Origin of the sequence: Arthrobacter globiformis (genome assembly GCF_030815865.1) — a bacterium.
GTDB classification, from domain to species: domain Bacteria; phylum Actinomycetota; class Actinomycetes; order Actinomycetales; family Micrococcaceae; genus Arthrobacter; species Arthrobacter globiformis_B.
On sequence record NZ_JAUSXI010000001.1, the window covers coordinates 166,207 to 188,601 of the forward strand.

Here is a 22,395-nt window from a genome sequence, read left to right on the forward strand (position 1 = left end):
TTTCCCGGGCTCGTTGCCCGGCCGGGACCTAGGACCCGATCCTCGCACCGGCTTTGGCGGTGCCGGCTTTCGCGCCACGGCGGTTTCGCCACCAGCGGCGGATCAGGTCAGCGGCGGCCAGGATTCCGGCCAGGGGCGTGAGGACGGCGGCAGCGTAAACGAACAGCAACCATGTCAGCGTGGCGATCGGGGGCTGGCTCCGGCTCAGCAGAGACAGGCCGCCCAACAGGCCCGCCACCCAAAAGAGCACCACCAGCATGAGCACGGCCGCTGCCGGAAAGTACTCGTTCCGCACCACCCTCTTCAAGGTTTCCACCACTGATCCTCCTGTGCCTTGCATCCCCATGAGACCAGTATGCGACGCAGACCCGCTATGACAGAGACGGCACGGCCAACGTGTGATGAAGACAACCGCTGCCTGGCCGGAATACACTCTGTCAGCCCCGGGGACTACACTGAGTTATCGAACATATATTCGAAAAAGGGTGTGTTGTGGGTGTGATCATTGGACCCCGCGTGATAGAGGCGGGACTTTCCCTTCGGCTGGTGCTGATCTCGCCTGTGGCCGTGGCGGCGGGCTTCCCGTCCCCCGCCCAGGACTACTTTGACGGGCGGATCGACCTCAACGAGCACCTGATCAAGGACATCACCAGCACCTACATCGTGCGGGTATCCGGGGACTCGATGGAACAGGCCGGCATCAGCGACGGCGACGAACTGATCGTCAACCGGGCACTGGAACCTCGCGACGGGTCCGTGGTCGTCGCAGTGCTGGACGGGGAACTCACCATTAAGCGGCTGAAGATCACCGCGGCGGGTGTGGTCCTCCAGGCCGCCAACCCTCTGTATCCGGACATCAACGTCCCGGCGCTGGCCGACCTCACCATCTGGGGCGTGGCCACGAGGTGCCTCCACCATGTCTAGCACTCGGCAGCAAATAGCGCTGGTGGACGTGAACTGCTTTTATGCCAGTGCGGAGCGGGCCTTCGACCCCTCTCTGGAAGGCAAGCCGCTCGTGGTGCTCTCCAACAACGACGGCTGCGCCGTGACCCGCAGTCCGGAGGCCAAGGCCCTGGGGATCAGCACGGGCGAACCGTGGTTCAAGCTCGCCCCCCGGGCCAAGGAATGGGGCCTCATTGCCCGGTCCAGCAACTATGAACTGTACGGCGACATCAGCGCCCGCGTCATGGAGCTGCTGGGGCGCTACTCGGCCTGGCTTGAGGTGTACAGCATCGATGAGGCCTTCCTGGGCGTCAAGGGCAGCCCCGAACAGGTGGTGGGCCTCGGCCGGACCATCAAGGCCGCGGTCCAGCGCAACGTCGGGGTGCCCGTGTGCGTAGGCATCGCCGCCACCAAGACGCTCGCCAAGCTCGCCAACCGGTGGGCAAAGAACAACCCCGCGCTCGGCGGGGTGTGCCGCTGGGAGTCGATGGACCCGGAAGCACGTGAACTGCTCATGGCCCGGCTGCCGGTATCGGAGGTCTGGGGCGTGGCGGGGCGGCTGGAGAAGCGGCTGAACGCCGTGGGGATCTGCTCCATCCTGGAGCTCAGCCGGGCCGATCCGGTGATGGTGCGCGACCGCTTTTCGGTAGTGCTCATGCGCACCGTGCTGGAGATGCGTGGAACACCCTGCATACCGCTGGAGGAGGAACGCTTGGGGCGGGATCAGTTGATCTTCTCGCGCTCGTTTTCCACTCCCCTGACGTCGGTCCCCGAATTTCGCCAGGTCCTGAGCGTTTACGCGCAGCAGGCCAGTGCCCGGCTGGCCCGGCACCACCTTCAGGCCAAGGTCCTCACCGCGTTCGCCGGCACGTCCCATTACAACCCGAAGGACAAGTCGTTTCCCTCGGTGTGCGTTCCGCTGCCCATGCCCACCTCAGACCCGGTACTGCTCACCAGGGCTGCCCACGCCCTGCTTCCCGCGATCCAGGATGGCGTCAAATACGCCCGCGCCGGCATCATGGTGACCGACCTGCGGCCCTCCGACAGCCAGCAGCCCCTTGAGCCCTTCACCAACCCGCACGAGGAACGCGGGATCGGCCCGTTGCTTGAACAGATCAGCCGGAAGTACGGCAGGGGCACCATTGGACTCGGGTTCGCAGGCTTGAGGAGCGACCTGGACTGGAGCATGAAACGCGGAATGCGTTCGCCGCGCTACACGACGCACTGGGACGAGCTGCCGGTGGTGCGCGCGGCATGACCGGCAGCGGCGAACCGGTCCGCGATCAGTCAGTCCACAAATTCAGACTGCGTCTCGATGAAATCCCACTCGGCTTCGGTCAGGATTGCCTGCGGCGTGTCCGGGTGCGGACCTCCCGCCTCGGCAATCCCCTGCATCACGAACACCGGAACGTCGCCGGCCCGCAGGTTCTCGCGAAGCCACTCCTTGCTTTTCAAGTCCAGATCAAGCCACCACATGTAAATCTGCATGGGACGCCGCCTTTCTACGTCTCCACGCTAGGCTCGCCGCGGCCGGGATTCAAGGGAAGATCAGCACTCTTCTCCACGGGGCAGCAGCCGTACCGCAGGGCTGAAAACCGCCGCTGAGCTGGGGCGCAGGCGGCAGGGGCTCTGGTCTTTCCTGATGCTGCAGGCACACAATTGATTATGGATGCAGAGCATTTCAGCGGCCCGCCTCCCCTCCTAGTGGGTATGGTTCCCGGCCAGCATCCGGAGGTCCTCAAGACCGCCGTCACCCTGGCCCAAAAGCTGTCCGCCCCGCTGCTGTGCGCCTACGTGGACGAGGCAAGCTACCTGGTTGAGTGGGATCCCGCGCGCTCTGCGCACCGGCTTTCCCTGCATCCCGACAGGGACGACGACGACATCCGTTCAGTAACGACGGATCTGAAGTCGGCCATCGGCTCGGCCATGCAGGACGGAGGGCCGGCGTGGACCTTGCGCACGCTGGCCGGGGATCCCGCCCGGGCCCTCGGCAGGCTGGCATCGGAAGTCGATGCTCCGATGATCATCGTGGGCACGCCGGAGCGCGGCTTCGGGCACCGGATCACGGAACTCCTGAACGGCTCCGTGGCTGCCTGGCTCACCCACCATCAAAGCCGTCCCGTGCTGGTGGTCCCGTTCCGGATGGCCGCACACCAGGACCGGGCCGAATAGTCAGTCGCGCCACAAGGCAGCCGCAGAAAAGTAAAGCGAAAGTAGTTATTCGAGGTGGTGGCCAACTTGGCTACCCGGCAAGTAAGCTGATCAGGCAGGCCGATGAGGCCCGCCCAAAGACTGCTCCGGAGTGCGTATCCCCCAATAACGCGCTCCGGAGCTTTTTTGTTGCCCGAAAACCTCCGGCACCGGACCATTCCTTTCCGCACCATCACCTTTCGCATCCACTTCGGCTTGCCCCCATCCTTGACTAATACCCCCTAGGGGTATAACTTGAGGTCATGGAAACTTCCGAAGGACGGACGCCGACGGCGCCTAACGAAGAAGCGATTGCTGAAGCCCCGCAGCACGGCTACACGGCCGACAAGGATGCGTACCTGCGCCGTCTCCGACGGATCGAGGGACAGGTCCGTGGAATTGCCCGGATGGTTGAGGAAGACAAGTACTGCATCGACATCCTGACGCAGGTGGCGGCCGTGACCAAGGCCCTGCACGCCGTCAGCTTGGGCCTTGTGGAAGAACACATTGGCCATTGCGTTGTCGGGGCGGCCTCCGAACCTGATCCTGACCTGCGGGCTGAAGCCATCGACCTCAAGGTCAAGGAGGCGGCGGGTGCCATCGGACGCCTGCTGCGCTAGCCGCAAACCACCAACCACCAGCCGACCACCCCGTCGTCGCACCAACAAGGAGTCAGCAATGAGCACCATCTCCACCAAAGTCCACGTCTCCGGCATGACCTGCGGGCACTGCGTATCGGCCGTCAGCGAGGAGCTCGAGGCGCTGGCCGGCGTCGAGGAGATCGACATCGACCTCAATGCCGGCGGCGTTTCGACTGTCACCATCACCTCCACGCAGAAACTCTCCCCCTCCGAAATCGGCGAGGCTGTGGCCGAGGCGGGCTACCTGGTGGTGGCCAACGAGGCCTGACCCGCCTCCCATTCGCACCGAGCACGACCAAAAGCGGGCACGACCAAGAAGGACCAGTCATGGGCACCGAACATCTTTCCGCAGGCCCCGCCAGCCGGGTGATCGAACTCGACGTCGAGGGCATGACCTGCGCGTCGTGCGTGAACCGTGTGGAAAAGAAGCTGGCCAAGCTCGAAGGCGTCCAGGCCACCGTCAACCTCCCCTTGGAAACAGCCCACGTGACCGTCCCGGCCGGCATCACGGACCAACAGATCACAGACCAGGTAGCCTCAGCCGGTTACAAGGCAAGGATCAAACGACCTGCGCACGGAAGCCAAGAAGAAGAGAGCGCCCGGCACGAGGCCATAGCGACTTCGGCGGAGGTCGACCCGCACCACGAAGACCACATGTCGCACGGCGGCAAGGCATCAGAGCTGAAGCCGCGCCTGCTCGTCGCTGCGGGTCTGGCCGTGCCGGTGTTCCTCATCTCGATGTTCCCGGCTTTCCAGTTCTCCAACTGGGGCTGGGTGGTGGGCGCGCTGGCACTGCCGGTGGTCAGCTGGGCGGCGTGGCCGTTCCACAAGGCGGCGGCCGTCAACGCCCGCCACTTCGCGTCCACCATGGACACCCTGGTATCGCTCGGTGTCATCGCCGCCTACCTGTTCTCCGCCTGGCAGCTCCTCGCCGACCCCCGCCTCACCGAACACCCCGGCATGGAGCAGATGGGCGCTGGCTCGGGCGGCCTGTACTTCGAGGTGGCCAGCGTGGTCACCACGTTCCTTCTGCTGGGCCGGTTCCTGGAGGCGAACGCCAAGTCGAAGGCCGGTGACGCCCTGCGCGCCCTCCTGGACCTGGGCGCCAAGGACGCTACCATCCTGCAAGACGGCGCCGAGGTAAAGATCCCGGCAAGCCGGCTGGCGGTCGGGGACCTGATCGTGGTCCGCCCGGGCGAAAAGATCGCCACCGACGGCGTGGTGGTGGACGGCGCCTCGGCGGTGGACGCCTCGCTGGTCACCGGCGAATCCGTTCCCGTGGACGTCGGTCCGGGCAGCCTTGTCACCGGTGCCACCATCAACGCGTCCGGCCGGATGCTGGTCCGGGCCACGCGCGTCGGCGCGGAAACCACCTTGGCCCAGATGGGGCGGCTCGTTTCCCAGGCGCAGACAGGAAAGGCGCCCATCGCCCGGCTTGCTGACCGCATCAGCGCAACATTCGTGCCGGTGGTCCTGGCCATTGCCCTTCTCACGTTCGCCGGCTGGCTGCTGGCAGCTGGGCCTGACATCACCGGCCCGGAGCTCCGCTCGGCCTTCACGGCCGCAGTGGCCGTGCTGGTCATCGCCTGCCCCTGCGCCCTTGGCCTGGCTACCCCCGTGGGTCTCCTGACCGGCACCGGCCGCGGCGCGCAACTGGGCATCCTCATCAAGGGCCCGCAGGTCCTGGAGGACACCCGCACGGTGGACACCATCCTGCTGGACAAGACCGGAACCGTCACCAGCGGCCAGCTCTCCGTCGAGGCCACCGTGGCATTCGCTTCGTTCAGCGAGGCGGAAGTCCTGCGGCTGGCCGGTGCGGTCGAGTCGGCGTCGGAGCATCCGATCGCCGCCGCGATCGCCGCCGCCGCACGGTCAGCCGTGCCCGCCACGGGCCAGCGGTCGCACACCAGCCGCAGCGGCAGTGAAGCGGACGACGGCGCCGCCCTGCCCGCCGTCGTCGGCTTCCATTCCGCGCCGGGCGGCGGAGTGGTGGGAACCGTGGAAGGCCGGCTCGTGATTGCCGGGCGCAGCGGGTGGCTGCGGGACAACGGCGTGGAGCCCCCGCCGGCACAGGATCAGGCGCTCCGCGCCGCGGAACAGTCCGGTGCCACGGCCATCTGGGTGGCAGTCGACGGCGAGACGGCCGGCATCGTCGAGTTGCGGGACACGGTCAAAGCGGGCTCGCAGGCCGCTGTCGCACGGCTTAAGGCCCTCGGGCTGCGGCCCATGCTGCTCACGGGCGACAACGCCGCGGTCGCAGCCCAGGTGGCCGCCGCCGTCGGTATTGCCGCGGAGGATGTTTTCGCTGGCGTCCTGCCCGAGGGCAAGGTGGAAGCGGTCCGTCGGCTGCAGGCTGGCGGCGCGACCGTGGCCATGGCAGGAGACGGCGTGAACGACGCCGCGGCCCTGGCGCAGGCCGATCTGGGCATCGCGATGGGCTCCGGCACGGACGTGGCGATCGAAGCCGCCGACCTGACCGTGATGGGCAACGACCTGGGGCAGGTGGCCACCGCGATCGAACTGTCCCGCCGCACCCTGGCCACCATCAAGACCAACCTTTTCTGGGCCTTCTTCTACAACGCGATGGGCATTCCACTGGCGGCCCTCGGCCTGCTCAATCCGATGATCGCAGGCGTGGCCATGGCAGCGAGCTCGGTGCTGGTGGTGGCTAACTCGCTGAGGCTCCGCCGCTTCGGCAGATAGCACCCAACTGAGTAGCAGCTGAGGGCGTTCCCAGCGCTGGGAACGCCCTCAGCTGCGACTTACTTGGGTGGCGGGGCCACGTAGGCGGCGGACTGTCAGGCAGTACCGAAGCGGACGGCCGAGCGGGCCTTCGCCTTGGCCGCCTCCTCGTCGCGGTCCTTGGCGGGAGCGTGGCTAACGAGGGAGTCGAGCAGGTGCTGGGTCACGTGTGCTATCTCGTGCACGGCGTGCTCGAACGCCTCCTCATTCGCCTTCGACGGCTTGGTACTGCCGCTCACTTTGCGTACGTACTGCAGCGCTGCGGCGTGTATCTCCTCGGACGTAGCGTGCGGTTCGTAGTTGTGGAGGGTACGGATATTCCGGCACATACCCCCATGCTAGGCTCTGGAGCGCCGAGGATCGACCCTTTCGCGCCACTCGGGAGGGCACCGCCCATGGGGAGGACTGCATGGGGAGCGCTGCCCATCGACACCGTTTCGGGCCAAAGGATAGTTTTGAGGCAATGGATCTTCCGGACGAGCCGGAGGCCGCTGGGGATGCCGACTGGATCGGGTCCGTTTAATTAGAGGAGATAGCTGATGGCAACTTGGGGTGCAGATGTTGAACAGCTGAGGAACTTGAGCAGGCAGCTCAATGCTGGTTCGACTGAAATCCAGAGGCAGAAGAACGTGCTGTCAAACTTGCTCACGAACACGGAATGGACGGGCCCGGACGCGGTGCAGTTCCGCGGCAAGTGGGAGAGCGAGCACGTTCCAGCCCTCGCCAGGGTGGCACAGGCACTGGAAGAGGCGGGCCAGCAGGCAACCCGCAACGCCCAGCAGCAGTACGACGCTTCCCAGGGCTAGACCGGGAACGCAGCGGAGGGCCGGACGCAGCCTGCGTCCGGCCCTCCGGCATTTAAGCGGTGCAATATTGAAGACTCAGGGGACGGGTTCGACGTCGTTCGCGAGGTCAAGCGGTCCAGTCACCGCTGCCTGGTCTTCCGCTTTGGCTCCCCGGAGCTCATCCAGCCGGACGAACAGTACCCCGCCTACAATCAGCACGCCGCCGAGGAGCTGGATGGGGCCGGGCAGTTCGCCAAGCAACAGCCAGGCCCAGATCACGGCGAACAGGACCTCAGTGAGGGATACGAACGAGGCCACCTTGGAGCCGAGTGCGCGTGCAGCCATGATCCCCGAGACGTAGGCCAGAACGGTGGCCAGCAGCACGAGGCCGCCCAGCGGAACCCACCATGGGGTGGTCCACGGGCCGAGTTTGGTGTCGGCCGTGCTGATGGCCATGGGGAGGAGTCCGGTGGCTGCCGTCAGCCACATCACCGCGGCACCTACCAGAAGCCCGCCCGACGCGAGAACGATGGGCGGCAGGGTGTCATTCTGCTTGGCCGTGATGAAGAAGTACATGGCCAAGCAGACGGCAGCGGCGAGACCCCAGAACACACCGACGGCGTCGATTTTCACTGCACCGGTGAGGTCCAGGACGAGGACGAGACCGCCCAGGGACAGCAGCGTCCCCGCTACTGTCAGGGGGCGGGGCCGCTTCCGGCTGGCCACCCAGAGCCACAGGACGATCAACACCGGGGCGAGGTATTCGAGCAGGAGCGCCACACCAACGGATAGCCGGTCCACGGCGTTGAAGTAGAACAGCTGGCATGCAGCCACACCGATCAGGCCAAACAGCACGATCGTGACCCAGTTGGACCGCAGCTGGGTCCAGCGCCCGCGAAGCGCCGGAACAGCGGGAATGGCGAGGATGAGTGCGGCCGCTGTCAGCCGGGCAGTCACGGCGGCCCCGGGTGTCCAGCCGGTCTCCAGCAGTGACTTGGCAAAGGAGCCGGAAAGCCCGAAGACGGCAGACGAAAAGAGGGCGATGCCCAGTCCTGACGCAACGAAGCCGGAGGCCTTTGCCGAGGCCGGGGCCGTGACGGCTGCCGGAGTGCCTGCCATCGCTGCAGCGTGCATCCCGGAGCCGGCGTTGCGCGTTGAAGCCGACCGGAGGGAGGACGTCTGCGTCATGTGGGCGCGGTTGTTCAATGCGGGCACGGATGCCTCCCGTCAGGAGTAAAGTGGGGTATTGGTCCTGACACTACGCCCCGGCACTGTAAGGAGTCAAGGTGGTTTTTGCCCCTGACACGGAACTCTCACTGCGCTTCGTGGTGAACCTCATCAACTCTGCCGCTAATGGCGAGGAAAGCCTGGCTACGGTGGAGGACCTCGACGCGTTCCTGCGGCAGGAGGGCTTCACCGGCTCCCGCACCCACGACGCCGCCGAACTGGCCAGCATCCACGCACTGCGCGCAGAACTGGCAACACTGTGGACCGCCAACGAGGATGCGGCCGTGGCCACTGTGAACCGCCTCCTGCGGGAAGCCCGCGCACTCCCCCAACTCCTCAAGCACGACCAGTGGGACTGGCACCTGCACGCCACCACGCACGATGCCCCGCTGGTGGACAGGATGGGCACCGAAGCCGCCATGGCGCTGGTGGACGTGATCCGCAGCAAGGAGATGGACCGCATGCTGGTGTGCGCGGCCGATGACTGCAACGCGGCGGTCCTCGACCTCAGCCGCAACCGGTCCAAGCGGTACTGCGACACCGGAAACTGCGCCAACCGCGCGCATGTCGCGGCCTACCGTGCGCGCCGCGCCAGCGGGGAGTAAGCGGCGCCAGCGGCGAGTTGGCATGCGGCGCGCATAAAAACGCCCGCTGCGACTGGCTGTCGGGCGTTAGGAAGCTCCGCCGTCGGGCCCGGACTCACCGGTTCCAGCCGTACCCGGGGCATCCGGACGGCGCTGGGTTCCCTTATTTTGGGTTCCCTGAGTCCCGTGGCCGCCGTGCCCTTGCGAGGACTTCTTGGCCGAGCTCAGGTTCACGCCGGAGCCTTTACCCAGGTGGGAGGCGTTGTCCTTGTAGCTCATGGACAGCATCGCGGCGATGACGAGGGTGACTATGAAGGCGATGCCGGCGGCGGTGAAGGCCAGGTCGAACCGCGGCGAACGGGCACTTCCGCCGGAGGCGAAGATCAGCACCGCGAAGAACGCCACGACAGCCCAGAAGGCGGAGAACATCAGGGGTCCCTTGACCGAGGTCCGCAGATTGCGCGGTTCTCCTGGTTTCTGGTGTGCCAAGGTGATTCCTCCCGTGCGGGCGGCGCGATGCGGCGTGCCCGCTGTGCTGTGTGCTGGTCCTGAAGGGTGCTGGCAGCCAAAGGCTGTTCTACAAGGAGTAGAACCCTTGGTACTAGTTTACGGCCTTTGACGCGCCGGCCCGCGCATCGTGCCGGAGCGAGAGGCCTGCCAGGATCCAGAGCACGCCCGAAATGATGGCGCCGCCGCCGGCAACGCCCAATAGCGCATGCGGGCCAAGCCCCACGAAGAACGGCAGGGTGCCGGCCGTGCCCAGCCCGATGATTCCGGAGGCCAGCCAGTCGCGGGCCAGGACATGCCGCCCGCGGAACCTGATGCCCAGATACAGCTCGGCGGCCGACGCCACGGCCAGCCCCACAGCGCCAATCACTGTGAATACCAGGCTGCCCTGGAGGAACAGCAGGGCCACGCCGGCACCGGTCAGGGCAGCTCCCGCGGCGGAAAGAATGCGGCCGGCAGGCGCCTCGCGGCGGAAACCGGTCTGCGGAATGCCCCAGAGCAGGATCAGGCCGGTGGCCAGCAGGTACACCCCGCCCGCCAGCGACATTCCGGTCACGGAAGGAGCCGCCCAGAACACGGTCAAGGCACCGAAGACCAGTGCGGCGGCGGCCCGCAGCAGGGCGGGCTTCCACAGCTCCCCCGAGGGGGCAGGCACGTCAGATTCAGCAGGGTTAGCGGGGGAAGTCACCGCTCCAGTTTAGTGCGCCAGGCTGTGCCGGCGAATCCAGGCCGCAAGCTATGAGCCGAGCACCATCCAGCGGTCTGTCCTGGCCCGCAGCCCCAGCGTCAGGCCGCGGGCGCACATGTAGCCCAGCGAAAAGGCCACCCACACCCACACCAGCGCCGCCGCGCCGTCGGCCCCGGCCAGCGGCACCGCAAGCAGCAGCGGAAGGTACACCGCAAGATTCACGACGCCGGCAATCGCCAGATACTTCGCGTCGCCGGCCCCGATCAGCACCCCGTCCAGGACGAACACGTACCCGGCCAGGGGCTGGCCCGCGGCCAGTACCCACAGTGCCGCGGTCAGGACCGACTGGACGCCGGCGTCGGGCGTGAAGAGGGCCCCTGCGAACGGGGCCGCCACGGCGAGCAGCACGCCGGTGGCCACACCAAAGCCGGTACCCCAGCGGGTCATGGTCCGGGTCAGGGTCCGCGCCTTGGCGGGGTTGGAGGCTCCCAGCTCCTTGCCGATCAGCGCCTGCGCGGCGATGGCCAGGGCGTCCAGTGCGAAGGCGAGGAAGGTGAAGACTGTCATGGCCAGCTGGTGCGCAGCCAGGTTCACGGCACCCTGGGCCGTGACCACGAGCACGGTGGCGAGGATGGCGATGCGGAGGCTCAGGGTGCGCAGCATGAGCCAGGAGCCCACCTTGGTCATGGCCCGGATCCCATGCCAGTCGGGCAGCAGGCTGACGCCGTGGTGCCGGGCGTTGCGCTGCACCATTACCAGATACACCGCGGCCATGGCCCACTGCGCGATGCTGGTTCCCACAGCAGACCCGACGACGGACAGTCCGAGTCCGTAAACCAGCACCAGGTTCAGCACGATGTTCAGCGTGAATCCCGCCGTGGCCACCACCAATGGTGTCCGGGTGTCCTGCAGCCCCCTCAGCACGCCCGTGCCGGCGAAGATCAGCAGCATCGCGACCAGCCCGGGCATGGACCAGCGCAGGTAGTCCACGGCGAAGGTGCGGATCTCCGGGCTCGGGCCCATGAGCCCGATCAGCGGCTCCGCGGCGAGGAAGCCAGCCAGCGCCAGAGCAGTCCCGAGCAACAAGGCAAGCCAGACGCCGTCGCGCCCGGCAGCAAGTGCCCTTCCGATTTGGCCATCCCCCACCGCGCGCGCCACGGCAGGGGTGGTGGAGTACGCCAGGAAAACCATCAGCCCCACCGCGGTGTGCAGCACCGCCGAGGCCAGCCCCACACCGGCCAACTGGGCAACGCCCAGATGTCCCACAATGGCCGAGTCGGCCAGCAGAAAGAGCGGTTCCGCGATCAGCGCGCCGAAGGCGGGAACGGCAAGCCGGAGGATTTCACGGCCGTGACTGTCGGGCTTGGGAGTGGAAACGGCGGCGGAAGGCGATGGGGGCACGGAGTCAGCCTAGCCGCCGCCGAAAAGATAACCACGACACATTAGTTGACACTTCAACGAAAGTTCGGGACAGTGGAAGGGAAGCTTCACCCAACGCGCTCCGGACCGCGTGCCCAAAAGAGACAACCCCAATCGAACCGAACGGTGAGAATCTCCATGAACCAGTCCACCCAGACCACCACAGCCCTGACGATCCTGCGAGTGATCGCGGGATTCCTCTTCGCCGCGCACGGCTGGCAGAAGTTCAGCGAATTCACCATCGCCGGGACGCAGGCATCCTTCGCCAAGATGGGGGTTCCGGCCGCTGAGGTCGCCGCCCCAGTCGTCGCCACCCTGGAGTTGGTGGGCGGCATTGCCCTCATCCTCGGCGTGCTGACCCGCGTCTTCGCCGCCCTGCTCGCCCTGGACATGCTTGGCGCCCTCTTCCTGGTCCATGCCTCGGCCGGAGTCTTCGTCGCCACCGGCGGCTACGAGCTGGTTCTCCTGCTTGCAGCCGGGGCAGCGGCCATCGCCCTTGCCGGAGCCGGCCGCTTCTCGGCTGACGCAGCTCTGTTCGGCCGCAGCAACTCGAAGCTCAAGGTTCTCGCGTAACCTTCCCAGGCTGCAGCACTGCTCCAGAGCGGTGACTGTCCAGGATACGACGACGACGGCGGCTGCTCGCCCGGCACTTCAGTGCCCGGTGGGCGGCCGCCGTCGTTTTGTTTTATTGTTTTTGGCCGGTTGTTGTTCGTTCAGCCGGTCAGTTAATCAGCCGGTGACACCCGTCAGCTCATCCGGCGTGTGAACCAGCATTGCCGTGCGGACGGTCTTGCCCGTCTTCAGGTCAACGGCGTGGAGTTCCCGCGTTGCCGGCTCGGTTACATAGGCGGTAGATCCCTGGACGTACAGGGTTGGCCGGGGGTCCTGCCACGCCTCAGGCTCCTGCCAGGCGGCAATGACGGGGATCGTAGACACGGTGGCGCCTGTCACCGGGTTGAGGACGTGCAGCGCGCCGTCCGTACCGAGGACCAGCGCTTCCCCGGCCGGCCCGCGCCCCAGCGACCGGAACGAATAGCTCGTACCGAGTTCCACCAGCTTCAGGGCCTTCGTATCCGTGTTCACCAGCGAAATCCTGGTAGGCCGCTCCAGGACCGCGTCTTTGTCCACCTTGTAGTCCCCGAGCACCACGGGCGACGCCGGTGAACCGGCCTGGTTGCCCATCCGGCCGTAGGCATCAGGACTGGACACCTTGGAGAACTTGCCGTCCCTGAACACCAGCATCCCGTCCTCACATCCGAAAATCACGGTGTTTTCGCCAGCCACTGCCTCGCCATGGACCCCGGGGCAGTTCTGGCTGCGGACGATCTCCTTGCGGTCCCAGCCCGTCTCCCCGGACGAACCCGCACTCCCGGAAGAACCCGTGGCCGGCCCCAGGAGGGCCACGGCGTTGCGGGCCTCCTCGTCCCCCACCGTCACCAGCAGCTTGCCGTCCTCCAGCTCCACCGCCACGCCGTGGTGGGCCTCGGGCGCCGTGTAGGTCGTCGTCTCCGGAAGGCCGTCCCCCGACAGCTCTCCGAGGGCTGCCGACTCAAAGGACTCCACCTTGCCGGACCCGTCGCTGAACAGGACGGTCCTTCCGGCGTGCCGTACCACGTGGCCAGGCTTGCTCGCCTCGAATGCTTGATCCGTCAGTGTGGGCCGGGCAGCGTAGGAGTGGCCGTGGTCGCCGTGCCGCTCGGTCCAGACGCCGGCGTCGAGGACGCGGAACGAGTCGCCCGCCGCCACCAGGACGTGACGGCCGTCCCCTGCAGGGCTGATGCGGTTGTAGCCCTCCAGCTCAACGCCCGCCGCTACGGGCTCAAGGGTTGCGGCGTCCAGCACTCCGACGCCGCCAGCGTAGGTGTAGACCAGGCGCGGCTTAGGGGCGCGAAGCTCCGTGGGTTCTGCGTTCGCGACGTTCTGGGAAGTGCTGGCAGAACTTTCGGCCGTCTCCTGTCCCGGGCTTCCTGCGCAGCCGGACAGGAGGAGAGCAGCTCCGCAGGCTGCCACCACCCGGACTGCGTGCGGCCTTGTGAACGGTTGAGTGAAGGGCCCGGTGACAGGCGCGCTGGTGCGGCCGCGCCAGCGCGTCGTAGGTCGGGCAGCAAGAAGTCGGGCAGGAATGACTGGTCGTCTTGATAACATGACACTAATGATAATCATTATTAATAGTGGCCGCGCCACTTCTTCCCGTTCATGACGCCGGATGCAGAGACCACCCGGGCTTGTGGCGCGCGGGAGCGCGTTTGTGAAGGCCCGGATCTGCCTGCAGGACAGCGGTCAGTAAACTGCGACCATGAGCGAGACTGCCGCCAACTCCGTAACCCTCCGCTTCCTTGCCGCCCCCATGGACGTGGGCCACAGCGGATCCGTTGACGCGGGAACGGTGCTCGAGTGGGTGGACAAGGCGGCATATGCGGCCGCAGTGGGCTGGGCCAAGTCCTACTGCGTCACCGCCTACGTGGGAAACATCCACTTCGCAGACCCGGTGAACATCGGCGACATGGTGGAGGTGACGGCCACCATCGTCTATACGGGCCGCTCCTCCATGCATATCCGTACAGTGGTCTCGTCCGGGGACCCCAAGGGTGGGCCGGCCACCATGCGGAGCCAGTGCATGGTGATCTTTGTGGCGGTTGGCGAGGACGGGAAACCCATCCCGGTAAAGCAGTTCGAGCCGATAACGGCGGAAGAACTGGAACAGCGGGACCACGCCCTGGCACGGATCGGTATCCGTGAGCAGATCGTCGAAGCCATGAGCGGCCAGGAATATACCGACGCCGGCACCGCCGAGCGCGTCGTCCTGCGGTTCATGGCGGCGCCCACCGACGTGAACTGGGGCGGAAAAGTCCACGGCGGCATCGTGATGAAGTGGATCGATGAGGCGGCATATGTCTGCGCCTCTCGCTACTGCGGCCGGGATACGGTTGCTGTCTTCTCCGGTGGAGTCCGCTTTTACCGGCCGCTGCTGATTGGCCACGTGGTGGAGGTGGAGGCCCGGCTGGTCTATACGGGCACCAAGGGCATGCACGTTGCCGTACATGTCCGCTCCGGGGACCCCAAGGGCCGTGAACTGAACCTAACCACTTACTGCCTCACCGTGATGGTTGCCCGCGACGCCGAGGGCACCTCGATCCCCATCCCTGCATGGACCCCCGTGTCCGAGGAGGACAAGCGGCTCCACGCCCATGCGCGGGAGCTCCTGGAGATCAGGGCAGCAGCCCCGGGGAACAGGCTGCCCAACCACCTGCTGCAGTCGCAACCGCACTAGCAGCGGCGGCCTGCGCTGTTTCTCAAGGAAGCCGTTCCTCACGGAAACCTGTTCCCACGGAACGCCGGGCCGGAACCAGCGCAGCCTAGAAGCCGCCACCGCCTCCGGCATCCCCCGCCATGTTGGCGAACCGCGAGTAGTGGCCCTGGAAGGCCACAACAATGTCCTTGGTGGGGCCGTTACGGTGCTTGGCGATGAGGATGTCCGCCTCGCCGGCACGCGGCGACTCTTTGTCATAGACGTCTTCACGGTGCAGCAGGATCACCATGTCGGCGTCCTGCTCGATGGACCCCGATTCACGCAGGTCGGAGACCATGGGGCGCTTGTCCTGGCGCTGCTCAGAACCACGGTTCAGCTGCGACAGAGCAATGACGGGGACCTGAAGTTCCTTGGCCAGCAGCTTCAGCGCACGGGAGAACTCGGAGACTTCCTGCTGGCGGGATTCCACCTTCTTGCCCGAGCTCATGAGCTGCAGGTAGTCGAGGATCACGAGCTTGAGATCGTGCTGCTGCTTGAGTCGGCGGCACTTGGCCCGGATCTCCATGAGGGACATGTTGGGGCTGTCGTCAATGAACAGCGGGGCATCATTCATGCGCCCCATGGTGGTGGCGATCTTGGACCACTGCTCATCCTTGATGGTGCCCTTGCGGAGGTCCTGCAGGCCTATGGTGGCCTCGGCCGAGAGGAGGCGCATGGCGATCTCGTTGCGCCCCATTTCGAGGGAAAACATCACGGTGGCGAGGTTGTTCTTGATCGCGGCCGAGCGGGCAAAGTCCAGCACAAAGGTTGACTTACCCACGGCCGGCCGGGCGGCAATGACGATCATCTGGCCAGGATGCAGCCCGTGCGTCAGTTCGTCCAGCTCGTAGAAACCGGTGGGAACGCCCACCATGCCCTCGCCCCGGTGGCCGGAGGCCTCGATCTCATCCACCGTGGACTCCATGACATCCTTCAGGACGACGTAGTCCTCGGCTGTCCGGCGTTCGGCGACAGCGTAGACCTCCGCCTGGGCCTGGTTCACCAGGTCTTCCACTTCGCCGTCCTGGCCGTAGCCGAGCTGCACGATCTTGGTGCCGGCGTTGACCAGCCGCCGAAGCACGGCACGCTCGGCCACGATCTCGGCATAGTAGCCGGCGTTCGCGGCCGTGGGTACCGTCTGAATGAGTTCATGGAGGTAGGCCGGACCGCCGATCCGGTTGATCTCGCCGCGCTTCGTCAGCTCGTCGGACACCGTGACGGCATCCGCGGGTTCTCCGCGGCCGTAGAGGTCGATGACGGCCTCATAGATGGTTTCGTGGGCCGGGGGCGGTAGAAGTCCTGGCCGCGCAGGATCTCCACCACGTCCGCAATGGCGTCCTTGGAGAGCATCATGCCGCCCAGGACTGACTGTTCGGCGGGGATGTCCTGGGGAGGTTTACGGCTGCCTTCGGATCCGCGGGTACCTTCGATTGAGTCCAGGTGCGTAACTGACAAAGCTGCCGTCCTCCATTGTGTCCGCAGTCCGTGCAGGAGAACTGCGGCGCATGTGCCGTGTGCCGTGTGTGGGCCGCACAGCAAAGTCTGCTGCCCGGGCTAATGCAACTACACCAGCAGGCCCTGACATTTTTTGGTCCGGGCCATTGAACCCCAGCGACGCCTCATCCACAGGTTTTCCACAGGGCAGCACAAATCTTTCGGAGTCCAGCTGTCCGCCGGCTCCGGTGTTCAGGCCGGAAGGGAAAACTCACCCGAATGGGGTGTCTCCGCTACGTTAGCGCCCGGCTGCCCACTCACAAAGCCGACGGTTTCGCACCTCTGTGGATAACGTGTGCACAAGACACGGCTGCTTGTGCACAGCCTGTGGGCGAAGCTGTGGATAGAAATTTTCTTTTGGGCATATACGCGGTCTGACCTGCGGAAACGTCTGAATGCTCCTGTGGATGAAACTTATTTTTCTGCCAACCTTCATCCACAGCCTTAACCGTCCGCTGGGGATACCGGCCGGTAATTACAGCGCCGGAGGGCGTTTTCGCCCCCTGTATTCCCATCTTGTGATACGGATCACCGGCATATGTCTGGGACCGTCCCCGTATGCATGCCGCACGGACGAATCGTTGCGCTCAGGGTCATGGCCGGCATAACGGGCGAACCGCACCATGCGCAGCCGCGCATATGCTGTGGATAACGCGGATCTGGCGTTAAGCTCTAGGTATGGGCGACGTTCTGACAGTCTTGATTCCTGCCCTTATCCTCGCCGCAGCCCTCTGGGCCCTCGCTACGGCACTGAAGCCGCGTGATGGGGGCATGTCCGACGCGGACCGCTACCAGCTGGATCTGGCAAGGCGTTCCCAAGCCCACTACGCAGCCCAGGTTCAGGCAGCTATGGCGGCCCGGGCACGCATGGAGGCGGCAACCCTGCCAAGCCAGAACCGGCAACAGCAGATCCAGCAGCATGACCATCGCCAGGCACTTCCGCCTGGCCACCCCGGCCACGATCCGGGCCACCGTGCTGACTACCCGCTCGGCTCGTACCCTGCGGCACTTGCGGCCGGGACCACATTGGACCCGCAGCTTGCGCTGCAGCTGCAGACATTGGTGCGCAACGGGCAGAAGCTCCAGGCCATAAGGCTTCTGCGCCAGGCCACCCATTCCAACCTCTTGACCGCCAAGCAATATGTAGATCGGCTGTAACCATGGAATCGCTCCTGATCCCTGTCCTGATCCTCGTGGCCGTGGCTGTGGCCGTGGCCCTCACAGCACGCGCGTTGGGCCGCCGCCGGCGCACGGTCAGGGAGCCGGCCAAACCGCCGACGGAGTCCGCAGAGCTGGCAAGGGAAGCCGCAGCCAAGCTGTCCGAGGATGAACACCGGCGGCTGTACGCGCTCATCGCCCAAGGCCAGGCCATGGCCGCGATCAAGCTGTACTACGAGGCGTCAGGGCAGGGCTTGCGCGCGTCGCGGGACGCAGTTGCCGCGCTGGCAGCCCACCCGCAGCCTTTCCGCCCACCGGCCCAGGAAGCCAGCGAACCCGAGGACGACGACGAGCCCCCGCAGCGGTTTCCGTACCGGTACCGGGCCATTGCCAGCAAAGGCGATGTTACCCGGGAGGTCAGCAGCAACATGCTCAATGACGAGATCTACGGCCGCATCCGCACACTCGCTAAGAGCGGCAACATCGAAGCCGCCGCCACCGCGCTGACCCGGCACTCGGACATCACCATGAAACAGGCCCGCGAATTCATCGCCCTGCTGGACGACTAATACCGTCGGCTGCCCGGAGCAACTCAGAAGTCGAACAGATCCCCCAGCCAGCCTTCCTTCTTCTTGGGGCGGCGGCGGTCATAGTCGCGGTCGTATCCCTTGCCGTAGTTCCGGTCGTCGTAGCGCTGCTGTTCACGCCGCGGTTCGTCACCCCGCGGTTCGAAGTTGCGGTACAGCGGCGGAGGTGCGCTGCCAGGCGCGGGTAACGCCGGAGCAGGGGGAACGGGCGCCGCAGGTGCCGCCGGCGCCCCGGCGTCGACGCGGTCGATGATTTTGTCCAGTTCGCCGCGGTCCAGCCACACACCCCGGCACTGGGGGCAGTAGTCGATTTCCACGCCGCTGCGTTCGCTCATGACCAGGTCTGAAGAATCAATGGGACATTTCATGCCCGGCACAACGAGCGGGTGCTGCGATTAGTTCGCGTTACCGCCCACCTGAGATCCCGGCCAGCAGCTGTTCGAAGGGCAGTGACTCTAGCAGGGCCGGTTTGCGGCCCGGCTGGCCCCCTTCCAAAAGCTGGCCGAACTCGGCCGCCGCCCGTTCGATCCGTACCGAAAGGGGGGTTCCGCCGTCGTCCGTGTTTCCCCAGTCCTGGGGGCCGGCGAAGACGGCCGTGGCGGCGGTCCGCGTGCGGAGGTAGCTGAAGAGCGGGCGCATGGCGTGGTCGAGCACCATCTGGTGACGGTCCGTGCCGCCGGTGGCTCCCAGGAGGGCCGCTTTGCCGTCCAGGGACTTGGGGTCGAGGACGTCAATGAAGGACTTGAACAACCCGCTGTACGACGCGCTGAACACCGGTGAAACCGCAATGATGCCGTCAGAGGCCTCGACGCCGGCGATCACCTCTGCCAGCCGGGGCGGGGCAAAACCCGTGACGAAGTTGTTGGCGATGTCCACGGCCAGGTCGCGGAGCTCCACGACGTCGGTGGTCACCTCGTAGCCGGCGGCAGCCAGCTCCCGCGCGGCGGCGGCGGCCAGCTGATCGGCCAGCAGGCGGGTCGACGACGGCACTCCCAGTCCGGCGGACAGAACGGTAATGCGGCGGGTCTCCATGACGGTCTCCTCTGATTGGCCCTGTATATGCATTTGCATCTAACCGGTCAACCGGGCAGGTCCGCCCTTTATTCCGCCACCCCGTAAACCGCCCAGTACACTGCGTCCATGGCGGATAACAAGACACAGGGGACAGGGCTTTCGGCGCACGACTTCATCGCGGCTGTTGAGCACCCGGTCCGCCGGCAGGACGCCCTGCGCCTACGTACCCTCATGGCGGAACTGACGGGCCAGGAACCTGCGATGTGGGGTCCCACCATCGTCGGATTGGGCAGGGTGCACTACAAATACACCACCGGGCGCGAAGGGGACACTGCAGCGGTGGGGTATTCTCCCCGCAAAGCCAGTCTCTCGCTGTACGGCCAGACGAATGCGCCGGAGTCGGCCGCGCTCCTCGACCTTCTGGGAAAGCGCAAGACCGGCGCCAGCTGCCTCTACATCGACAAGCTGGCCGACGTCGAGGAAGCCGTGCTCGCCGAGCTGATCGGCTACCGCTACTTCACCACGGTCCTGAACAGCCGGTAGGCGGCCGGCCGCAAACCGCCGTAACAACGACGAAGCCCCCGCCGTCGGCTTCCCGGAGGAGTCCGACGGCGGGGGCCGTCAGCAGTTCAGGACTGCAGAGTGATCCGGCGAACGCCGGGATCTACTACTTGCCTGCGACTACGTCGAGTTCGATCACAGCGGCAACGTCGTCGTGCAGACGGACGTTGGCCTGGTAGGAACCAACCGACTTGATGTGAGCCGGCAGTTCAACCTTGCGCTTGTCGATTTTGCCGAGGCCAGCGGCCTCAACAGCGTCGGCGACGTCGGCCTGCTTGACGGTGCCGAACAGGCGTCCGCTTTCGCCAGCCTTGACGACCAGCTTGACCGGCTTGGCGGAGAGTGCAGCGGCCTGCTTCTGAGCATCTTCCAGGGAAGCGTGCGCGCGGGCGGCACGGGCAGTCTTGATGGACTCAACCTGCTTCTCGCCACCCTTCGACCAGGTCAGGGCGAAACCGCGGGGCAGCAGGAAGTTACGTGCGTAACCGTCCTTGACCTCGACAACGTCGCCAGCAGCACCGAGACCGGTTACTTCGTGGGTCAGAATGAGCTTTGCCATGTTAGTTAATCCCTTTCCTTAGCCCCGGCCAGCGCCGGAGTAGGGCAGCAGGGCAACTTCGCGGGCGTTCTTGATTGCCTGGGCGATCTTGCGCTGCTCCTGCACCGTAACGCCGGTGACGCGACGGGCGCGGATCTTTCCGCGGTCGGAGATGAACTTGCGCAGCAATGCTACGTCCTTGTAGTCGATGACAGTGATGTCAGCGGCCTTCAAGGGGTTGGACTTTGGTTTGGGCTTACGGAGTTCAGCCTTAGCCATCGTGGAGCTCCTATTCTAGGGAGCCCGTGAATCATGATCCACGGGATGGTGGTGGTCCGATCGCGGCGTGCACAGAACGTGCCAGATGGCACGCTTTGGCGCATGCTGCGCCGGACCTTTGTTTTGTTGTTTAGAAGGGAGGTTCGGAATCCGGGCCGTTGCCCCAGCCGCCGCCCGCATTGCTGACTCCGGGCGTGGCCCAGGGGTCTTCCTGCGCTGCGGGCTGGTTGCCGCCCCAGTTTCCTCCGGTGTTGCCGCCCTGGTTTCCACCCTGGCCGCCACCGAATCCACCGCCACCGAAACCGCCGCTGTTGCCGCCGCCAAAACCGCCCTGGCCGCCGGAGCGCTGGGTGCGGTTGACTTTGGCGTTGGCGTAACGCAGGCTCGGGCCGATTTCGTCGACTTCGAGCTCGATAACGGTGCGCTTCTCGCCCTCTTTTGTTTCGTAGGAACGGCTCTTCAGGCGGCCGGAAACAATCACGCGGGTGCCCTTGGTGAGGGACTCGGCGACGTTCTCTGCTGCCTCGCGCCAGACCGAAGCGCGGAGGAACAGGGTTTCCCCGTCCTTCCACTCATTGGACTGGCGGTCGAAGGTGCGAGGCGTGGACGCGATGGTGAAGTTCGCTACTGCCGAACCTGACGGTGTGAACCTCAGTTCGGGGTCATTGGTGAGATTACCGATGACCGTAATAGTGGTTTCGCCTGCCATCTACTGCCTCCTTGTTCGTTCCTGCGGGGTAAAGAATGAAAGTTGCGAGCTGAAATTACTCAGCAACAACTTTCTGCTCTTCGGGGCGGATGATCTTGGTGCGCATGATGGTCTCGTTGAGACCCAGCTGGCGGTCAAGTTCCTTGGCGGTAGCCGGCGTCGCGGTGAAGTTCACCACGGCGTAGATACCCTCGGACTTCTTCTTGATGTCGTAAGCCAGACGGCGACGGCCCCAGATGTCAACCTTTTCGATGGTTCCACCATCGTTGGTGATGACGTTCAGGAACTTCTGAAGCGACGGCTCTACGGTACGCTCTTCGACCTCGGGGTCGATGATTACCATCAATTCGTAAGGACGCATATGTGAACCCACCTCCTTTGGGCTAAGCGGCTACGGTATTTCCGTAACAGGAGGTTCATTTGCGATGCCGTGCACGCCTTTTTCCAAAAAATGGATCAGGGCGCAGCACAGACTTCACTATCTTAGTGCATCGGGGAGGAATACCGCGATTCGGACAACCTCCACGCTACTGGCCCCTGATGGCGCGCCGGAAGTGGCAGCCCGGCTATGTGGAAAACCGTGGCGTCAGAAGCGCGAAAGGCTTGGGGTTCGTCTTGCTGAAAGAGGCATTCGCTGTGGACAACTCCCGGCGCGGAATACTGGAGCAATGACGATGCTGAAATCCGTACTCCTTTTCACCCTGGCTGCCGTAGCGGAGATCGGCGGAGCCTGGCTGATCTGGCAGGCCGTGCGGGAGGACAAGGCGTGGTGGTGGGCCGGACTCGGAATCGTGGCGCTGGGGCTCTACGGCTTTGTTGCCGCCTTCCAGCCGGATGCCCATTTCGGCCGGGTCCTGGCAGCGTACGGCGGGGTCTTCATCGTCGGCTCCCTGGTATGGGGCATGCTTCTGGACGGCTTCCGGCCCGACCGCTGGGACCTCATCGGTGCTGCCGTCTGCCTCGTTGGCGTTGCCGTCATCATGTTCGCCCCCAGGCAGGGCTGACCCCCAAACAAAGACACCCGCCCGGTCAGGCCGTACA

General features: G+C 65.4%; 28 protein-coding genes and 1 pseudogene. 14 read left to right on the top strand and 15 right to left on the bottom strand.

Annotated elements, in window-relative coordinates:
• Nucleotides 1-28: 28 nt before the first annotated feature.
• Nucleotides 29-316: a hypothetical protein gene (locus tag QFZ33_RS00795; protein WP_307023974.1), complete on the bottom strand. Its 288-nt coding sequence runs from the start codon at nucleotides 314-316 to the stop codon at nucleotides 29-31.
• Between the two features lie 176 nt (nucleotides 317-492).
• Between QFZ33_RS00795 and QFZ33_RS00800 the strand changes: the two genes are divergently transcribed.
• Both QFZ33_RS00800 and QFZ33_RS00805 read left to right on the top strand, forming a co-directional pair.
• A complete protein-coding gene (locus tag QFZ33_RS00800; RefSeq protein ID WP_307023976.1) occupies nucleotides 493-924 on the top strand; it encodes a LexA family protein in 432 nt (143 codons plus the stop codon).
• Nucleotides 917-2,200: a Y-family DNA polymerase gene (locus QFZ33_RS00805; RefSeq protein ID WP_307023978.1), complete on the top strand. Its 1,284-nt coding sequence runs from the start codon at nucleotides 917-919 to the stop codon at nucleotides 2,198-2,200. Before QFZ33_RS00800 ends, QFZ33_RS00805 begins: the two co-directional genes overlap by 8 nt.
• Before the next feature lie 29 nt (nucleotides 2,201-2,229).
• Here the strand turns inward: QFZ33_RS00805 and QFZ33_RS00810 are convergent, their stop codons facing one another.
• Entirely contained in the window at nucleotides 2,230-2,430 is a 201-nt protein-coding gene (locus tag QFZ33_RS00810) for a hypothetical protein (protein WP_307023980.1), read from the bottom strand.
• A gap of 177 nt (nucleotides 2,431-2,607) precedes the next feature.
• On the opposite strand from QFZ33_RS00810, the gene QFZ33_RS00815 reads away from it, so the two are divergent.
• The 4 genes from QFZ33_RS00815 (at nucleotide 2,608) to QFZ33_RS00830 (ending at nucleotide 6,476) form a co-directional block, all read left to right on the top strand.
• Nucleotides 2,608-3,114 (top strand): universal stress protein, encoded by a 507-nt coding sequence (locus QFZ33_RS00815; RefSeq protein WP_307023982.1) that lies wholly within the window; start codon nucleotides 2,608-2,610, stop codon nucleotides 3,112-3,114.
• A 281-nt stretch (nucleotides 3,115-3,395) separates the two neighbouring features.
• Nucleotides 3,396-3,752: a metal-sensitive transcriptional regulator gene (locus QFZ33_RS00820; protein WP_307023984.1), complete on the top strand. Its 357-nt coding sequence runs from the start codon at nucleotides 3,396-3,398 to the stop codon at nucleotides 3,750-3,752.
• Between the two features lie 58 nt (nucleotides 3,753-3,810).
• Nucleotides 3,811-4,041 (top strand): heavy-metal-associated domain-containing protein, encoded by a 231-nt coding sequence (locus QFZ33_RS00825; protein ID WP_003799993.1) that lies wholly within the window; start codon nucleotides 3,811-3,813, stop codon nucleotides 4,039-4,041.
• Nucleotides 4,042-4,100: 59 nt separating this feature from the next.
• The gene (locus QFZ33_RS00830; protein ID WP_307023986.1) at nucleotides 4,101-6,476 is read left to right on the top strand and encodes a heavy metal translocating P-type ATPase; all 2,376 of its coding nucleotides are present in this window, start codon (nucleotides 4,101-4,103) and stop codon (nucleotides 6,474-6,476) included.
• A 95-nt stretch (nucleotides 6,477-6,571) separates the two neighbouring features.
• Here the strand turns inward: QFZ33_RS00830 and QFZ33_RS00835 are convergent, their stop codons facing one another.
• A complete protein-coding gene (locus QFZ33_RS00835; protein ID WP_307023988.1) occupies nucleotides 6,572-6,844 on the bottom strand; it encodes a DUF2277 domain-containing protein in 273 nt (90 codons plus the stop codon).
• 210 nt (nucleotides 6,845-7,054) lie between these two features.
• On the opposite strand from QFZ33_RS00835, the gene QFZ33_RS00840 reads away from it, so the two are divergent.
• Complete coding sequence (locus QFZ33_RS00840; protein ID WP_307023990.1) at nucleotides 7,055-7,321, top strand: hypothetical protein; 267 nt, start codon at nucleotides 7,055-7,057, stop codon at nucleotides 7,319-7,321.
• A 75-nt stretch (nucleotides 7,322-7,396) separates the two neighbouring features.
• On the opposite strand, the gene QFZ33_RS00845 is transcribed toward QFZ33_RS00840, so the two are convergent.
• Nucleotides 7,397-8,419 (bottom strand): EamA family transporter, encoded by a 1,023-nt coding sequence (locus tag QFZ33_RS00845; protein ID WP_307031598.1) that lies wholly within the window; start codon nucleotides 8,417-8,419, stop codon nucleotides 7,397-7,399.
• A gap of 167 nt (nucleotides 8,420-8,586) precedes the next feature.
• On the opposite strand from QFZ33_RS00845, the gene QFZ33_RS00850 reads away from it, so the two are divergent.
• Nucleotides 8,587-9,132 carry a CGNR zinc finger domain-containing protein gene (locus QFZ33_RS00850; RefSeq protein WP_307023992.1) on the top strand — a complete coding sequence of 182 codons (546 nt, stop codon included), beginning with the start codon at nucleotides 8,587-8,589 and terminating at the stop codon, nucleotides 9,130-9,132.
• Between the two features lie 66 nt (nucleotides 9,133-9,198).
• Here the strand turns inward: QFZ33_RS00850 and QFZ33_RS00855 are convergent, their stop codons facing one another.
• From QFZ33_RS00855 to QFZ33_RS00865, 3 genes are all read right to left on the bottom strand, one after another.
• Nucleotides 9,199-9,600 carry a hypothetical protein gene (locus QFZ33_RS00855; protein ID WP_307023994.1) on the bottom strand — a complete coding sequence of 134 codons (402 nt, stop codon included), beginning with the start codon at nucleotides 9,598-9,600 and terminating at the stop codon, nucleotides 9,199-9,201.
• Between the two features lie 112 nt (nucleotides 9,601-9,712).
• Entirely contained in the window at nucleotides 9,713-10,306 is a 594-nt protein-coding gene (locus QFZ33_RS00860; RefSeq protein ID WP_307023996.1) for a hypothetical protein, read from the bottom strand.
• Between the two features lie 48 nt (nucleotides 10,307-10,354).
• Nucleotides 10,355-11,707 (bottom strand): MATE family efflux transporter, encoded by a 1,353-nt coding sequence (locus QFZ33_RS00865; RefSeq protein ID WP_307023997.1) that lies wholly within the window; start codon nucleotides 11,705-11,707, stop codon nucleotides 10,355-10,357.
• A 156-nt stretch (nucleotides 11,708-11,863) separates the two neighbouring features.
• Here QFZ33_RS00865 and QFZ33_RS00870 point away from each other — a divergent pair, with 156 nt between their 5' ends.
• A complete protein-coding gene (locus tag QFZ33_RS00870) occupies nucleotides 11,864-12,298 on the top strand; it encodes a DoxX family protein (protein WP_307024000.1) in 435 nt (144 codons plus the stop codon).
• Between the two features lie 156 nt (nucleotides 12,299-12,454).
• On the opposite strand, the gene aztD is transcribed toward QFZ33_RS00870, so the two are convergent.
• Nucleotides 12,455-13,738 (bottom strand): zinc metallochaperone AztD, encoded by a 1,284-nt coding sequence (aztD, locus tag QFZ33_RS00875; RefSeq protein WP_307024001.1) that lies wholly within the window; start codon nucleotides 13,736-13,738, stop codon nucleotides 12,455-12,457.
• 283 nt (nucleotides 13,739-14,021) lie between these two features.
• Here aztD and QFZ33_RS00880 point away from each other — a divergent pair, with 283 nt between their 5' ends.
• The gene (locus QFZ33_RS00880) at nucleotides 14,022-14,996 is read left to right on the top strand and encodes an acyl-CoA thioesterase (RefSeq protein ID WP_307024002.1); all 975 of its coding nucleotides are present in this window, start codon (nucleotides 14,022-14,024) and stop codon (nucleotides 14,994-14,996) included.
• Between the two features lie 85 nt (nucleotides 14,997-15,081).
• Here QFZ33_RS00880 and dnaB read toward each other — a convergent pair.
• Nucleotides 15,082-16,469: pseudogene (gene dnaB / locus QFZ33_RS00885) on the bottom strand (replicative DNA helicase).
• 717 nt (nucleotides 16,470-17,186) lie between these two features.
• Here dnaB and QFZ33_RS00890 point away from each other — a divergent pair.
• Nucleotides 17,187-17,666: a hypothetical protein gene (locus QFZ33_RS00890; RefSeq protein ID WP_307024005.1), complete on the top strand. Its 480-nt coding sequence runs from the start codon at nucleotides 17,187-17,189 to the stop codon at nucleotides 17,664-17,666.
• Nucleotides 17,667-17,668: 2 nt separating this feature from the next.
• Nucleotides 17,669-18,235, top strand: a complete 567-nt coding sequence (locus QFZ33_RS00895) for a hypothetical protein (RefSeq protein WP_307024007.1) — start codon at nucleotides 17,669-17,671, stop codon at nucleotides 18,233-18,235.
• 23 nt (nucleotides 18,236-18,258) lie between these two features.
• Here the strand turns inward: QFZ33_RS00895 and QFZ33_RS00900 are convergent, their stop codons facing one another.
• Both QFZ33_RS00900 and QFZ33_RS00905 read right to left on the bottom strand, forming a co-directional pair.
• Nucleotides 18,259-18,621: a TFIIB-type zinc ribbon-containing protein gene (locus QFZ33_RS00900; protein WP_307024009.1), complete on the bottom strand. Its 363-nt coding sequence runs from the start codon at nucleotides 18,619-18,621 to the stop codon at nucleotides 18,259-18,261.
• A gap of 37 nt (nucleotides 18,622-18,658) precedes the next feature.
• Nucleotides 18,659-19,285 carry an FMN reductase gene (locus QFZ33_RS00905; protein WP_307024010.1) on the bottom strand — a complete coding sequence of 209 codons (627 nt, stop codon included), beginning with the start codon at nucleotides 19,283-19,285 and terminating at the stop codon, nucleotides 18,659-18,661.
• 108 nt (nucleotides 19,286-19,393) lie between these two features.
• Here QFZ33_RS00905 and QFZ33_RS00910 point away from each other — a divergent pair, with 108 nt between their 5' ends.
• Nucleotides 19,394-19,810, top strand: coding sequence for a DUF1801 domain-containing protein (locus QFZ33_RS00910; protein ID WP_307024011.1), 417 nt, complete (start codon nucleotides 19,394-19,396; stop codon nucleotides 19,808-19,810).
• Between the two features lie 124 nt (nucleotides 19,811-19,934).
• On the opposite strand, the gene rplI is transcribed toward QFZ33_RS00910, so the two are convergent.
• The 4 genes from rplI to rpsF all read right to left on the bottom strand — a co-directional run bounded on the left by rplI (nucleotide 19,935) and on the right by rpsF (nucleotide 21,715).
• The gene (gene rplI, locus QFZ33_RS00915) at nucleotides 19,935-20,387 is read right to left on the bottom strand and encodes a 50S ribosomal protein L9 (RefSeq protein WP_307024012.1); all 453 of its coding nucleotides are present in this window, start codon (nucleotides 20,385-20,387) and stop codon (nucleotides 19,935-19,937) included.
• An 18-nt stretch (nucleotides 20,388-20,405) separates the two neighbouring features.
• Nucleotides 20,406-20,645, bottom strand: a complete 240-nt coding sequence (rpsR, locus tag QFZ33_RS00920) for a 30S ribosomal protein S18 (protein WP_003800144.1) — start codon at nucleotides 20,643-20,645, stop codon at nucleotides 20,406-20,408.
• Between the two features lie 130 nt (nucleotides 20,646-20,775).
• Nucleotides 20,776-21,354, bottom strand: coding sequence for a single-stranded DNA-binding protein (locus QFZ33_RS00925; protein ID WP_307024014.1), 579 nt, complete (start codon nucleotides 21,352-21,354; stop codon nucleotides 20,776-20,778).
• Nucleotides 21,355-21,409: 55 nt separating this feature from the next.
• A complete protein-coding gene (rpsF, locus tag QFZ33_RS00930) occupies nucleotides 21,410-21,715 on the bottom strand; it encodes a 30S ribosomal protein S6 (protein WP_003800148.1) in 306 nt (101 codons plus the stop codon).
• Nucleotides 21,716-22,022: 307 nt separating this feature from the next.
• On the opposite strand from rpsF, the gene QFZ33_RS00935 reads away from it, so the two are divergent.
• Nucleotides 22,023-22,358 (top strand): YnfA family protein, encoded by a 336-nt coding sequence (locus tag QFZ33_RS00935; protein ID WP_307024015.1) that lies wholly within the window; start codon nucleotides 22,023-22,025, stop codon nucleotides 22,356-22,358.
• Nucleotides 22,359-22,395: the final 37 nt, after the last annotated feature.

Coding starts and splice junctions, on each gene's coding strand:
- QFZ33_RS00805 (WP_307023978.1), top strand. CDS start 917: ATGTCTAGCACTCGGCAGCAAATAGCGCTGGTGGACGTGAACTGCTTT.
- QFZ33_RS00810 (WP_307023980.1), bottom strand. CDS start 2,430: ATGCAGATTTACATGTGGTGGCTTGATCTGGACTTGAAAAGCAAGGAG.
- QFZ33_RS00815 (WP_307023982.1), top strand. CDS start 2,608: ATGGATGCAGAGCATTTCAGCGGCCCGCCTCCCCTCCTAGTGGGTATG.
- QFZ33_RS00820 (WP_307023984.1), top strand. CDS start 3,396: ATGGAAACTTCCGAAGGACGGACGCCGACGGCGCCTAACGAAGAAGCG.
- QFZ33_RS00825 (WP_003799993.1), top strand. CDS start 3,811: ATGAGCACCATCTCCACCAAAGTCCACGTCTCCGGCATGACCTGCGGG.
- QFZ33_RS00830 (WP_307023986.1), top strand. CDS start 4,101: ATGGGCACCGAACATCTTTCCGCAGGCCCCGCCAGCCGGGTGATCGAA.
- QFZ33_RS00835 (WP_307023988.1), bottom strand. CDS start 6,844: ATGTGCCGGAATATCCGTACCCTCCACAACTACGAACCGCACGCTACG.
- QFZ33_RS00840 (WP_307023990.1), top strand. CDS start 7,055: ATGGCAACTTGGGGTGCAGATGTTGAACAGCTGAGGAACTTGAGCAGG.
- QFZ33_RS00845 (WP_307031598.1), bottom strand. CDS start 8,419: ATGGCAGGCACTCCGGCAGCCGTCACGGCCCCGGCCTCGGCAAAGGCC.
- QFZ33_RS00870 (WP_307024000.1), top strand. CDS start 11,864: ATGAACCAGTCCACCCAGACCACCACAGCCCTGACGATCCTGCGAGTG.
- QFZ33_RS00880 (WP_307024002.1), top strand. CDS start 14,022: ATGAGCGAGACTGCCGCCAACTCCGTAACCCTCCGCTTCCTTGCCGCC.
- QFZ33_RS00890 (WP_307024005.1), top strand. CDS start 17,187: ATGGGCGACGTTCTGACAGTCTTGATTCCTGCCCTTATCCTCGCCGCA.
- QFZ33_RS00895 (WP_307024007.1), top strand. CDS start 17,669: ATGGAATCGCTCCTGATCCCTGTCCTGATCCTCGTGGCCGTGGCTGTG.
- QFZ33_RS00900 (WP_307024009.1), bottom strand. CDS start 18,621: ATGAAATGTCCCATTGATTCTTCAGACCTGGTCATGAGCGAACGCAGC.
- QFZ33_RS00905 (WP_307024010.1), bottom strand. CDS start 19,285: ATGGAGACCCGCCGCATTACCGTTCTGTCCGCCGGACTGGGAGTGCCG.
- QFZ33_RS00910 (WP_307024011.1), top strand. CDS start 19,394: ATGGCGGATAACAAGACACAGGGGACAGGGCTTTCGGCGCACGACTTC.
- rplI (WP_307024012.1), bottom strand. CDS start 20,387: ATGGCAAAGCTCATTCTGACCCACGAAGTAACCGGTCTCGGTGCTGCT.
- rpsR (WP_003800144.1), bottom strand. CDS start 20,645: ATGGCTAAGGCTGAACTCCGTAAGCCCAAACCAAAGTCCAACCCCTTG.
- QFZ33_RS00925 (WP_307024014.1), bottom strand. CDS start 21,354: ATGGCAGGCGAAACCACTATTACGGTCATCGGTAATCTCACCAATGAC.
- rpsF (WP_003800148.1), bottom strand. CDS start 21,715: ATGCGTCCTTACGAATTGATGGTAATCATCGACCCCGAGGTCGAAGAG.
- QFZ33_RS00935 (WP_307024015.1), top strand. CDS start 22,023: ATGACGATGCTGAAATCCGTACTCCTTTTCACCCTGGCTGCCGTAGCG.